Source organism: Limnobacter humi (genome assembly GCF_024518835.1).
In the GTDB taxonomy this organism is placed as follows: domain Bacteria; phylum Pseudomonadota; class Gammaproteobacteria; order Burkholderiales; family Burkholderiaceae_B; genus Limnobacter; species Limnobacter humi.
In genome coordinates this window covers 99119-111977 of sequence record NZ_JANIGO010000005.1, presented here as the reverse complement: position 1 = coordinate 111977, position 12859 = coordinate 99119, and the positions used below count along the sequence as shown (strand labels likewise).

The 12859-nt window shown below is 57.0% G+C and carries 14 protein-coding genes; 5 read left to right on the top strand and 9 right to left on the bottom strand.

All coding sequences use genetic code 11. From position 1 onward, the window contains the following. Window positions 1-9 precede the first annotated feature (9 nt). Window positions 10-459 carry a flagellar export chaperone FliS gene (gene fliS / locus NQT62_RS13795; protein ID WP_256765316.1) on the bottom strand — a complete coding sequence of 150 codons (450 nt, stop codon included), beginning with the start codon at window positions 457-459 and terminating at the stop codon, window positions 10-12. Window positions 460-590: 131 nt separating this feature from the next. Here fliS and fliQ point away from each other — a divergent pair, with 131 nt between their 5' ends. Then, window positions 591-860 (top strand): flagellar biosynthesis protein FliQ, encoded by a 270-nt coding sequence (gene fliQ, locus NQT62_RS13790; RefSeq protein WP_256765315.1) that lies wholly within the window; start codon window positions 591-593, stop codon window positions 858-860. A 7-nt stretch (window positions 861-867) separates the two neighbouring features. Further along, a complete protein-coding gene (gene fliR, locus NQT62_RS13785; protein ID WP_256765314.1) occupies window positions 868-1626 on the top strand; it encodes a flagellar biosynthetic protein FliR in 759 nt (252 codons plus the stop codon). A gap of 12 nt (window positions 1627-1638) precedes the next feature. Here the strand turns inward: fliR and flhB are convergent, their stop codons facing one another. From flhB to fliE, 6 genes are read right to left on the bottom strand one after another with little or no spacing between them, the layout of a single operon-like run. After that, window positions 1639-2772, bottom strand: coding sequence for a flagellar biosynthesis protein FlhB (gene flhB, locus NQT62_RS13780; RefSeq protein WP_256765313.1), 1134 nt, complete (start codon window positions 2770-2772; stop codon window positions 1639-1641). A gap of 6 nt (window positions 2773-2778) precedes the next feature. After that, window positions 2779-3519, bottom strand: coding sequence for a flagellar type III secretion system pore protein FliP (gene fliP / locus NQT62_RS13775; protein ID WP_256765312.1), 741 nt, complete (start codon window positions 3517-3519; stop codon window positions 2779-2781). Further along, complete coding sequence (locus NQT62_RS13770) at window positions 3516-5087, bottom strand: hypothetical protein (RefSeq protein WP_256765311.1); 1572 nt, start codon at window positions 5085-5087, stop codon at window positions 3516-3518. Before NQT62_RS13770 ends, fliP begins: the two co-directional genes overlap by 4 nt. 3 nt (window positions 5088-5090) lie before the next feature. After that, window positions 5091-5477 (bottom strand): flagellar motor switch protein FliN, encoded by a 387-nt coding sequence (fliN, locus tag NQT62_RS13765; RefSeq protein ID WP_256765310.1) that lies wholly within the window; start codon window positions 5475-5477, stop codon window positions 5091-5093. A gap of 19 nt (window positions 5478-5496) precedes the next feature. Then, window positions 5497-6594, bottom strand: a complete 1098-nt coding sequence (gene fliM / locus NQT62_RS13760) for a flagellar motor switch protein FliM (RefSeq protein ID WP_256765309.1) — start codon at window positions 6592-6594, stop codon at window positions 5497-5499. Between the two features lie 10 nt (window positions 6595-6604). Beyond that, window positions 6605-6916, bottom strand: coding sequence for a flagellar hook-basal body complex protein FliE (fliE, locus tag NQT62_RS13755; RefSeq protein ID WP_256765308.1), 312 nt, complete (start codon window positions 6914-6916; stop codon window positions 6605-6607). A 121-nt stretch (window positions 6917-7037) separates the two neighbouring features. On the opposite strand from fliE, the gene NQT62_RS13750 reads away from it, so the two are divergent. Next, complete coding sequence (locus NQT62_RS13750) at window positions 7038-7481, top strand: hypothetical protein (RefSeq protein WP_256765307.1); 444 nt, start codon at window positions 7038-7040, stop codon at window positions 7479-7481. Window positions 7482-7493: 12 nt separating this feature from the next. Here the strand turns inward: NQT62_RS13750 and NQT62_RS13745 are convergent, their stop codons facing one another. Next, complete coding sequence (locus NQT62_RS13745) at window positions 7494-9422, bottom strand: hypothetical protein (RefSeq protein WP_256765306.1); 1929 nt, start codon at window positions 9420-9422, stop codon at window positions 7494-7496. Next, window positions 9419-10030, bottom strand: a complete 612-nt coding sequence (locus NQT62_RS13740) for a hypothetical protein (protein WP_256765305.1) — start codon at window positions 10028-10030, stop codon at window positions 9419-9421. The genes NQT62_RS13745 and NQT62_RS13740 overlap by 4 nt, the downstream gene beginning before the upstream one ends. 195 nt (window positions 10031-10225) lie before the next feature. On the opposite strand from NQT62_RS13740, the gene NQT62_RS13735 reads away from it, so the two are divergent. Both NQT62_RS13735 and NQT62_RS13730 read left to right on the top strand, forming a co-directional pair. Beyond that, window positions 10226-11524 (top strand): flagellar hook protein FlgE, encoded by a 1299-nt coding sequence (locus NQT62_RS13735; RefSeq protein ID WP_256765304.1) that lies wholly within the window; start codon window positions 10226-10228, stop codon window positions 11522-11524. A gap of 109 nt (window positions 11525-11633) precedes the next feature. Continuing rightward, complete coding sequence (locus NQT62_RS13730; RefSeq protein WP_256765303.1) at window positions 11634-12842, top strand: hypothetical protein; 1209 nt, start codon at window positions 11634-11636, stop codon at window positions 12840-12842. Window positions 12843-12859 lie beyond the last annotated feature (17 nt).

Genomic DNA, 12859 nt, shown 5'->3' with positions numbered 1-12859 from the left:
CGCCCCGACTTACACGCCAGCGCTGGCGGATTTGGCAGCACTGTCGGCCACATGGGCAATTTCGACCCAGCCAGCCCGTATTTCACCCATGATGTCGATGCACACTTGCAACAAGGCCGGGTCATTGCGCGCTGACGACAAGACCAACTGCTGTGTGGTGTATTCGTACAGGCCTTTCAGGCGAAGGGCAATCTCACCGCCCTCCTCCATGTTCAGGGCGGCCATCAAGCCGTCCTGAATGATTTGTATCGCCTTGCCAATGCAGGTGCCTTTTTCAGCATACCGGCGTTCTTCCATGTGGATGACAGCCAGGCGCATGCGTTTGATTGCCTCGTCCATCAGCATGGTTATCAAACCATGCGGCGTGGCTGAAATCACCGCGGTGTTCAAATCCACCGATTTGTATGCCTTGGCACCGTACATGCGCGCTATGTCCACATTGACATCGAATGCATTCACTGTAACAACTCTTTGACGGCGACAGCACAAATGAAATGGTTGATTTTGGTGGGATTTCACATGGCCAATCCGCCACCGGTTTGGAAATAATGTCCACAAGGCCCACTGCCCCCCACAGGACAATTTTTTTCATGAATGCACAGACGGTACTGAACCTTGGGCAGGATGCCCTGCTGACCATGCTGATGGTCTCTGCACCCTTGCTCTTGATTGCACTAATCGTGGGACTGTTGGTGTCGATCGTTCAAGCGGCCACACAAATCAACGAAATGACCCTGTCGTTCATCCCCAAAGTCTTGGCCATCTTCTTTTGTTTGTTGGCCTTGGGCCCCTGGATGCTCAGTACCCTGGTGGATTATTCGCGCCGATTGATCCAGACCATCCCCAGCATAATTGGTTAAGCCCGCCATGTTCGAGATCGACAGTGCATGGTTCAACACCTGGCTCATGCAATGGATGATGCCCTTCATTCGCGTCAGCGCACTGCTCGCCACGGCTCCCCTGTTTGATGCACGCTCGGTGAACCGCCGCGTGCGAATTGGCCTTGCTGCCTTCACGGCATACCTGGTGGCCGGCACACCGGTGGCCAGCTTCGACACCACACAGCCCCTGGTTCCCCTGGTTTTTCAGCAAATTCTGGTCGGGGTTTCACTGGGGTTTTTCATGCGGGTGATTTTCGCCGCCATGGAGGTGGCCGGTGACTTCATTGGCTTGCAGATGGGCCTGGCATTTGCCATGTTCATTGACCCGCAAAAAGCCACCACCTCGCCGATGATCGGCGCGTTTCTCAACATCATGGCCACGCTGGTCTTCCTCAGCATGAATGGCCATCTCATGGCCATGGATGGCATCCTCACCAGTTTTCAGGTGGTGCCCATCTCGACCGATTTCAGTTTTCTCAACCCGTTGAAAATTGCCCAAAGTGGCTTGCTGTTGTTTCAAATCGCCATGCAGCTCACCTTGCCCATCATGGCGTGTGTGCTGTCGGTGAACATCGCCTTGGGCCTGTTGAGTCGCGCAGCGCCGCAGTTCAACATCATGTCGGTGGGGTTTTCGATCACCATCTTCGCAGGCCTGGCGCTGCTGTACCTGTCCCTGCCATTCTTTGTCAGCTTTTTCGAAAGCGCATTCAACACCCTGTTTACCATTCCGATCTGGAATCGGTAGCGCAGTGGCGGTTCAAGACTCGGGGCTTGGCCCAGGGTCCATGCCCACCGGAATGTCCTGTTCGCCGGGAAACACCGCCTCATCAACCTGGCCCTGCTCCATGGTGTACAAATAGGCCAGCAGCTTGGCCACAGCGGTGTACAGCGTTGGGGGAATTTCCCGGTCAATGTCCACGTGCTTGTAGAGCGCACGTGCCAGGTGTGGCACTTCAATTTGGGCGATGTGATGGGTTTTGCCCAACTCACGAATCTGGTGGGCAATCAGGTCAACGCCCTTGGCCACCACCCGTGGCGCACCCTTGCCATCCTTGTAAGCCAGGGCCACCGCGTAATGGGTGGGGTTGGTCACAATCACATCCGCATTGGGAATTGAGGCCATCATGCGTCGGCGCGACATGTCCCGCTGTATTTGCCGAACACGGGCTTTGACATGCGGGTCTCCCTCGGACTCTTTCTGCTCCCGCTTGATCTCCTCCACATTCATCCGCAACTGCTTGAGGTACCGGAAAATCTGGTACGGTGCATCGGGCGACACAGCCACCGCGAACACCAAGGCCAGCACCATCGCGTCCTTCAGGGCCAAGGCGGTTGCCAGTTCAATCGCGTTGGGCAGGGGGATGGTCATCATGCGGGGAAATTCATTCACATTCATCCACACCAGGCCGAACGCCACACCGCCAATCACCAACGCTTTGACGAGGGCTTTCACAAACTCGAACATGGCATGCGCGGAAAACATGTTCTTCAACCCGCTGATTGGGTTGAGCTTGGAGAATTTGGGCTCCAGGTTTTTGGTGACGAAAACCGCACCACCCACCAGCAAAGTGCCCACCACAGCAGCCACAGCCACCGCCAGCAACCAGGGGGAAATCACGAGCAATGCCTTGAGCAGCAATTCCATGAAAGCCACCGGCATGCGGGCGGGGTCCTTGGCATCGGCCACACTCAGGGTGAGGGCCGATTTCATCAATTGCTTGTTTTGGTCGGTCAGAAACCCGGACAGAACACTGACCCCCAACAAACCAACCAGCACCACCAATGCGCCGGCAAGGTCTTTGGATCGCGGTATGTTGCCCTCTTCCCGAGCTTTCTGGATTTTTCGCTCGGTGGCCGGTAACTCGCGTTCGACATCATTGTCTTCCGACATGTCGGCTCACGCGAAACTTTGAATCAGGGAACCCATCAGCAGGTTCCAGCCATCAATCAAGACAAACAGCATCAACTTGAATGGCAGTGAAATCAGCATTGGTGACAACATCATCATCCCCATGGACATCAGCACACTGGAGACAATCAGGTCAATGATGAGAAACGGCAGAAAGATCATGAAACCGATCTGAAACGCCGTCTTGAGTTCACTGGTGACAAAAGCCGGGATAAGCACCGACATGGGCGCATCTTCCACCTTGCTCACGGGTTTTTCAGCATAACTGGCGAACAGTGAAAAATCCTCGGCTCGGGTTTGCTTGATCATGAATGCTGCCACGGGTTTGGTGGCCACATCCACAGCTTGCTGGAAGGTGATTTTTCCGTCGTCGTAGGGCAGATACGCCTGGTTGTACACCTGATTGAAGGTGGGCGACATGATGTAAAAAGTCAGAAACAGACTCAACCCGATGATGACCTGATTGGGCGGCGAGTTCTGCGTGCCCAACGCCATCCGCAACAGGGACATCACAATCACAATGCGCGTAAACCCGGTCATCATCAACAGCAGGCCGGGCAGTACCGTGAGGAATGTCATGAACAGCAGCGTTTGCACTGGCAGCGAATACACGGTGGAGCCGTTGCGCCCCGGGGTGGATACGAAACCTGGCAATTGCTGCGCCCATGCCGGTTCCAGCACCAACAGCAAACCGATCATCAGTGCAGTGGCCAATCCAAATCTTTTCATTGATCCGCCTCACCCTGCGTCATTTCTTCACGAATTTTTTGAAGGCGATTCATCTGCACCTCCGTGAGCTCGCCCTCAATACTGTCGATCAATTTCATCGCAGCGTCGAAGTCCTCAATTTCCATGTAGGCGGCCGCCAACTCAATGCGGGCATCGTTTTCATTCTTGAATTCAGGCTCTTCAAACCGCTCAGGCTCTACATCCACCATCGGGTTGGTAACCTCGGCATCGGCCTGCGCAGCAGGCGGCACATCAATGGCATCATCATCGGCATCAGCCCAGTCCGGCGGCGTGTCATCAAAGTCGGGCTCAGGCGGCAAGCTCGCCATCACCGGTGGTGCAGCCTGCGGGGCAGGTTCGGCATCCACCACTGGCTCATCCATCATCGTTTCAGGCAACTCGGGCCGGTTGGGCAAGGCTGCCACCGGTGTTTGCGGTGCGGGCAATACCGGTTCTTCACGCAGCGCGGAAGGGGCATCCGTTGACTGCATCGGGGCGGGAATCCACTGGGGCCTGTTGCGCAGCATCCAGGCATAACCCGCCACCAGCACAATCACTGCAAACACAATCGTGATGACAAAGTAGCGGATCAAATCATTGCCCCGCGCGGGTTGTGCCGGTTTGGCCACGGGCTGCTGTGGTTGAGTTTGCGCCGAAGGACTTGCCGACGAGGCTGGCGCGGCAGATGCTGAAGCGGGTGCACCCACAGCGGGCGACTGAACCGGCGCTAGCGGCTTGTCCGGCGCACTGCCGGTTTCAGGAACAGGCTGCGCACGGTTGGTCTTTGCATCCGTTTGCAACGTTAAGGTGTAGCTGCTGGGCTCCTGTTCAATGTCCCGACTCACTGCGGCTTCTACCACGGCCTTGCTGGCTTTGATTTGAAACAACAAAGCGAGACGGTCTTTCAACTGACCCATCACACCCAGCGCAGTGCGTGCCTGTTCACGCAGGTTTGGGTCTGCATTCAGTGCTGCATCCGACTTGGCCAGCAATTCCAGATCACTGGCTGTGGCGCGGGGGGACGGCATCGCGCCATCATTGGTCTGGTCCAACAGCCGTAGCTCAATTCCCTCGGGTGGAGCGGGTTCCAACACCTTGTCAGCGTTGACATCGGCATCTTCCGGTTCGGCCACCGGTTTTAGCAGGGGTGTGGGTGCTGGTGGCGCCGGGGGTTTGGGCCTCTGGATGTCACGGGTGCGAACCACACCATTGTCGATTGCATATTCACGCAACAAGGGTCCGTCGGGTGTTGAAGCCGAAAATGTCAACACCACCGACCGTGGCAACGGGTCCAATGCTGTGACACGCAAAAAACCACCTGCTCCCTGCGGCTGCAGGAAAAGCCGGGTTCTGACGCTGCCCTGAAAATCGCTGTTGTCGCCACCCACCAAATTCACAACCACCGATTCGGGATTGCTCAACTCCTGGGGGCTGGCTGTCAGTGCAATGTGGGCGATGAACGGCATGCCGGCCTGGGAACGGATTTCCATCCGGCCCAATTCAACCGCCTGAACACTGTGGGACAGCAGCAACCCGGCCATGCCCACTGAAAGAAGAAAACGGAGCATGCCTTAGCCGTTGAGTTTGCGCAGCCGCTCCGAGGGCGTCACGATGTCGGTGAGACGGATACCGAAGCGGTCGTTCACCACCACCACTTCACCCTGTGCAATCAGGCAACCATTGACCAGCACATTCATGGGCTCACCAGCCAGGCCATCCAGCTCCACCACACTGCCCTGTGCCAACTGCAGAATGTGTTTGATCGGAATTTTGGTTCGCCCCAGTTCAACGCTCAGGGTCACGGGGATGTCCAAAATGATGTCGATGTCGTTGCCCGATTCCTCGCTGCCCTGACCGGACAACATGCCGAAGCGATGCGCCTCAACCTCGCCGAGTTCAGATTCTGAAATCACTTTGCTCGCGGGGTCGGCTTGGGTTTTGCTGGTGTCTGTGGTCATGTTGAAACTCAATCCTGAATTAATCGGCTTTGGCAATGTCAGTCAGCTTGTCCAGGTGTTCGGAACCATGCTGGGTCACCAGCGAATACACCTCGCTGAGCGATTTGAAATCCGCACCTCTGGGCGTTCTCAGCAACGTGGAGTCATCACCTGGTTTAATCATTTTTTCCACCTTGACCGCATACTGCCCCCCGCTCACGCCATAAGAACACTCAAACACGGGAACGTTGTCAACGCGGGCCTGCACGGTCGGCCCCATGCTCAAGGGAATGAAATCGCCCTGCTGCAGCGTGAGCACATCAGCAACCGTCAACTGGGTCGATGCCAGGTTGACCTGCAACTCAACTTCGGCCTGCTGCATTTGGCTTTTGAGCATCTTGGACCAACGGCGGTCCGTTTCACCCTGGTTGCTTTGCACGGCCGAGCTCATCGCATCCCGGATGGGCTCCAGCGATGAATAGGGAATGCAAATGTGAATGGTGCCGGAAGTGGCGCCCAATTCAATCTCAAACCGGCTGGACACCACAATCTCTGCCGGGTTTGCAATGTTGGCGAACTGGGTGTGCATTTCCGAGCGCACATACTCTGGGACCAACGGGTACACCGGTGCCCATGCCTTGGCATATTCGGAGAACACCACCTCAAGCACCCGCGCAATGATGCGCTGCTCGGTTGCGGAAAACTCGCGACCCTCAATTTCGGTTTGCAAGCGACCATCACCACCGAACATGGTGTCGACCATGGCAAAAATCATGGTGGGGTCCAGAATCACCAAACCATTGCCGCGCAGTGGCTTGAGCGAAATCAGGTTCAAATTGGTGGGCACCGCCAGGTTGCGGATGAACTCGTTGTACTTGATAACTTTGACAGAGCCCACGGTGACTTCGGGCATTCGCCGCATGAAATCAAACAAGCCGATGCGCAACAAGCGGGCAAATCGCTCATTGATGATTTCCAGCGTTGGCATGCGCCCACGGACAATGCGCTCCTGCTTGGCCAGGTTGTAGGGCTTGACTTGCGACTCTTCCGAATCATCCGAATTGAAATAGGAGTCCTCTCCGGTGATGGCCCGGAGCAGCGAATCCACTTCATCTTGGGTGAGAAATTCAGCGAGCATGGATACTCCTTCAGACCGGCATGCTCATGATGTCACTGTAGGCCTGCAGCAATTTATTGCGGGTCTGGAGCAAGGTTTGAAACTTGAGTTGTGCCTCATTGGACGCAATGGCCACGTCTTCCACAGACACCTTGGGATCATTCATCTGAAGACCGACCGACAACTGACGGGAGGTATCCTGTGCCTTGCTGACCGACGACAACACATCACCAAACACCTCGGTGAAACTGGGCGTGCCGGATGCAGACTGAGGACTGATGCCCGACTGTGTACCCAGCAATTGCAAGGGAGAAGCACTGGATAATCTGGACATTTCATTCATGGCGTTGAACCCCTGTACAGGTTTCGGTTACTCTGTGTGCAAAGTATCGCCCAGCAGCCCTTGCGCAACTTTGCAGTAAAACACCGAAAAAACCCAAAGTGATCCAACAATGCCCAACGCCATGACTGCACTGCCCCCGATGTTCGCAAACCGGAAAGCCCCTTGGCTCACACTGCTGATGGGTCTGTTGATGGGCGCTGTGTTGCTGATGACCGCCTGCAGCAAGGACCTGGAGTTTTCTCAGCGCCGGATTGCAGCCCAATCATTTCTGGACGCGATTGCAAAAAACGATCAGGCCGCCGCCACCAAGCTCAGTCTGAACACGGCCGAGCACCGCATGGCCATCAAGCTCTTGAGCGAAGCCGTGGCCCTGCGTATCCAGAATGAACACATTCAATCGTTTCGCTATGTGTATGTGTCAGACACACTGACCGAAACCAACCGCGCCCGGGCTGTGTTCTCACAAGTGGTCGATGGTCGGCCGTCTACGGAAAACGTGGTGGTGGAATTGCACTACTTGCCGCAAACCAGCGCATGGCTGGTCAACAACGTTATCCTGCGCTAGCACGGACGCCCTTCAAACGTAGAGACTGATCCCGCTGGCCTTCACCGGCTCAGTCTCGGCCGGCGCCTCAGCTGCATCGGCTGCCGCTGGCGAATCTGGCTGGTGGAACACACCGCGCCCCTGTTCACCCCGCTGGTTGAATTGCGATTGAGACTGCCCCTGACTTGCACTTTGACCTTGCCCGGGCGTGCCCGCGTCACTGCCACTGGACGGGCTGTTGACGAGAATATCGCCATTGAATTTCAAGTGCTGGAGTTGATAACCCATGTTCTCCAGGGTTCGCCCCAGTTGTTGAGCGCCGTCACCAAGACCTGCACCCAAACCAACCCGGTCTGTGTTCATTTCCAACCGCATGGTCCGGTTTTCAGCCATCACCAAGAGGTCAAGGCGGGCACCATCGCGCAAATGCAGGGTGACCTCAACCCGACCCGGCAAACGCATTTCAATGGATTTGAGCGCGTCATTCACAACAGTGATCAGTTCTTCAGCACGGCCAGCACCTCGCGGCAATGCCACCGGCGGCAAAGTACTCGTGGACGTTACGCCACGCGGCACTGAAACCCCTGGTTGGACTGACTCCACCGGACCCGATACTGCAGGGTCTGCAGTCACAACACCCACTGGGCTGCTGGGTACCGCCACGGCATCGTCAGCGGCCAACACCGAGTGATCTTGATCCGGCTGCGCAGGGTTGGCAGACAACTGTCGCGAAAAACGCTCGCTCTGCTTCATCCATTCCAGGGTTGAAGCGGATACGGGCTCTGCAGAAACCCACACCGAGGCGGACTGCAAGCGCTGGCGGGACGACAGCACAGGCGGCTGCAGTTCCCGCTCCGCCGTGGTCAACGTCGCCAGCTCAACGCGAGGTGCCGGTGCATCATTCACCGGGGGTTGCATGGGTGCGGCAGCGGCAGTATTGGGCTGCGGCCTCGGCACAGCCGCAGTCACCGCAGGCTCTGCTGGCAGTGACTGCGCCGTGAACACCGCAGGGGCCTGCACCGGCTCAGGCGCATCGGCTGCTGAGGCGTTCATCAGTCGGCCAGGCAACTCGGCTTGCACAGGCGGCTTGGGCAGCATCACTGCCTCAGGCTCCACCGCATCGCTGGCGTTTGTGGTCACCTTCAAAACAGGCGCTGCGAATACAACCGCGGTTTCAGTCGGTGTTTGCGTCGGTGTGTGCGTTGGTGCTTGTGCGGGCGTGTACAGCGACAACTGCGCCACTGGCTGAGCAGGCACCGCGGCTGTGGCCGAAACACGTGGCACTGGTTGTGCTGCCCCGGTTGGCAGTTGGACAGCATCCTCAGCCGCTGCAGAGGCCGGCACGTCAAGCTCAGCCGCCTGCACGGGCCAGGCCGGTGCAAGCGTTGTGACGGGCGTTGCCTGCGCAGGCACATTGACGGTTGGCTCCACACCCGCGTTGCGCGTCAACACTGGGTCGACTGGCCTTGCAGACTCCGCCACCGGCGCCTGGTTGGGCAGCACGGTTGGCACGGATACCGGCACGAAAGGCACCACGGGGGGCACCATGGTCAACGGCAATGCGGGCGGCCCGGCCACAGAGTCGGCCACATCGTCTACTGTCGCCATCGAATCCGACCTGCCGAGCGGGTCGGCCTCAACCTGCAAACCAGGCAGTGCGCTGTACCCGTTCGGGTATCCATCCATCCACACTGCAGCGGTCGGTGTTGTCGACACATCCAGTTCGACAGGCTTGATCGTGGCCGGATCGGCACCCTGTGTTGAACGCATTTGCGCCAGGGCAGTTGAAAACGCCAGGTCAATGAGGGCAGCGTCGTCCATGTCGGTCAAATCTTGCCCCGACACCGGTGTTTGCGTCTGTAAAAAATCCACCACAGCCTGCCGCTCATTGGGCGTGAGGGATTGTGCCGGGTTGGACACCGACGGCAACTGCCCCGAAACAATATCCAGCAGCGCAATCATGCAGCGTTCTCCAGGGACAGGGGCGAACGAATCTCCTGCAGGGTGTTGCGCACCCAATCCATCATGGCGTTGCGGCCCTGGGGAGCCAATGTCGTTAACACCGCACAGAATTCTTTCCACTGCACCAGGCTCAGCTCGATGACGTCATCCAGCGCACCATCTGGCCCAGGCAGCATTCGGACCGCCAACACCTGCGGGCCGGTCAAGTGATAAAAGCGAAACTCATCCAACACCAACAGCGGGTTGATACCCCCGCACTGAATCAAGGCATCCAACACATCACGACGGGTTGCATGCGTTGGCAAGGCATCCAGCGCTTCCGCGCAACTGGATTGCACCGCTGCAAAAACTCGAGCCAACTCGGTGTCCAGTTCACTGGCCTGCACTTGCATCACGGTCAAGTGCTTTCGCAAGGCGCGCAGTTGAACATCCGAACACATGACCGACCACTGGCCGGCCAGGCTTCGGCGGTAAGTGAGGTAAAACGATTGCTCCTGGAGACGAAGCGTGACCGGAAGATCAATCAACTTGCGATCATAGGCCCCGGCAGAAGCGCCCAGCGGGTAACTTCGAATGTAGAGCTCTTCGATGTGAGGAATGCATTCCACGTGTTGGCTCCCGTCGGTCAGAACGTCCATTGCCTTCAATTGCCACACCTTAACAAAAGCGGTGCGGCGTATCTTTTCAACAATGCGCTGAATTTCGAAGGGTGTGCTGCCAAGTTGTTGGAATGGACTTCCGGTTAAATAAGCGTCATTGGTGCAAGCTGTACCAACCCAACAACATCACAGCGCGAGGCGAAGATGGGCGTATTTCAACAGGGATTAAGTGGACTGAACACCTCACAGAAAAGTCTGGAGGTGACTGCCAACAACGTGGCCAACGCCAACACGGTGGGCTTCAAGGCCAGCAAGGCCCAGTTCGGCGACGTGTATGCCAGCACGCTGTCACGCGCAGACGCAGGCCTGCAAGTGGGCGGCGGTGTCAACATCATGGCCATCAAACAGGAATTCCGCCAGGGCAATGTGGTGGCCACACAAAACCCACTGGACCTGGCCATCTCGGGCAACGGGTTCTTCAAGGTCAAAGGCCAGGACGGACGTGAGTTCCTCACGCGCAACGGGCAATTCCAGCTGGACCGGGACAACACCGTCACCACGGCAGACGGGAAAGACCTCCTCGCATTCCCGCTGGACCCAGACACTGGCAACGTGCTGGACGTGGCCTCACCAGTGACCATCTCAACAGAGCCGATTGCACCCCGGGCAACGGGCAAGACGGAGTTCCGCTTCAACCTGGACTCCCGAACACAGCCATCCAGCATCAGCCCAACCTTTGATGCAACCGACCCCAATTCCTATGCGCAAAGTTCTGCCATTGTGATCAATAACCAGCTGGGCGAACCACTGACGTTGCAGGTGTTCTGGCAAAAGCTCGGAGCAGCCACCACGCCAGCATCCACAGGCCCCAACCAGTGGCGCGTCTACGCCACGGTCAACGACGTTCCCGTGGATATTTCCCAGGAAGCGGCTGCATACCCAGGTGCCCCCACCACCGGCGCCGCGCTGGACTTTTCAACCGACGGCACACTGAACAACCCCGCCAACGCTGTTTACAAAATTGACCTGTCGGCCTTGTCACCAGAATTTGACAGCACCAACACCGACGTCCGGATCGACATGCGTGGCAGCACCCAGTACGGCACCGACTTCCAGTTACAAAACCTGGCCCAGAACGGCTACGACGCAGCCGACTACACCAACTTCACCATTGATGGCCGAGGGGTTCTGACCCTGAACTACGCCAATGGCCAAACCAAAGACATTGCGAAAATCGGATTGTTCCGCTACCGCAATCCCGAAGGTTTGCAACCAGTGGGCAACAACAACTGGGTGGCCACTTTGCAGGCCGGGCCGGAGTTTGCATCCAACGCGGGTGACGCCGGTTTTGGTTTGGTTCAAGCCGGTGCTGTTGAAGAAGCCAACGTCGACTTGACGGCAGAGCTGGTGCAAATGATTGCCACGCAGCGCATTTATCAAGCCAACTCCAAGAGCATTCAGGCCCAGGACACACTGCTGCAAACCATCACCAACCTGACTTGATCCAGTATTGCGGCAATTCACAGGGCTTGTGCAACTGCGCAAGCCCTTTGCGCTTTCTGGCATACTGCAACACAACTTGATACCCAGTCACTTTGGAGATGACCTCACAATGATCACGCCGTTTTCAGCTTTCGCCTTGTTTGTGACCAGCGCAGTGGCGCATCAACATTACAGCCAGGCCGACGGCAACCCGACGCCGCCAACCGCACCACTGGCAGCCCCCCGCACTACTGATGACACAGCCAGTCGTGGAAAATCCTACACAGCGAAAGATGTTCTGGTATTTCAATCGGCGGAACAGTGTCAGCAAGCAGGCCCATCCGATGCCAAGCTGTGTGGTGACTTCCCCAAACTCAACCCGATTCCCAGCAAAGACAGTGAATGGCTTGAACTGGCCAAAAAGGCGGTGGTGTCCTTTTCCCTCGGATTTGGTCAAACAGATTTCGGAACCAAATCGGCACAATCTGCAGTCAACCTGAACGCTGCCCAGTTTATTCCCGAGGTGTTGCGGGTTGGGTTCAACCCAACCGGATATGCCAACACCAAGCGGGATTTCGACGCTGCCAAAAATACCAAAACCCTGTCGTATGACCTGAAAATTTGTGCACTGGGTGGACGTGTTAGGGCCAGTGTGAGTGATCATGCGCCCATCGACCAATGGTCAGCCCCCGATCGTTTCTCGATTGCAGAATCGGCCTGTGAAGAATTGAGCTTCCGGACAGACCCCAGCGTGCTGTCCAGCCTGCTGACGGAGATCACCCGCAGCGATGCCAAGCAATTTGAACTGCAATCCCAAGGCCAGTTGGGTCGAATCATTGGAAAAACCCGATACGCCGGCTCGGTGGCCAGCCTCAAACAACGGATTGATTTGTCCGGTGATCAACCCGTGATCGACTACCTGGACGGCGCCATTGGCTATTGCTCCTCTTACAAAGCCTCCGTGGACTGGAATAGTCAGTGCGCATTGAATGGTGTCGTGATGGATGGCCTGCGGGTGCGCAAACAAATCCAGACGCACCGATCCGTGTTCCCGGGCACCTCCTATGTGGCCTTGTCGATGGCTGATGGTCTGGGTGAAAACAAACAGCCCAAACAAGCCATGTACGACATGGTGGGGCAGGACCTGGCCATCCAGCAGGGCGCCTTTGTACCCACGGAGGGAACCATGACCGTGGTTGGTCGGCAAGGTGAAAAAATCCGTCTTCAATTTTCAGACGAAAAAATCACCGCCACCCGCTTGAATGCCCTGGGTGAAGCCACCGGACAGGCCCAACTCAGTGCCAAACAAATCATGATGGCTGCTGGCCTGGGGCGTTGAAATTGAAGGCAATACCC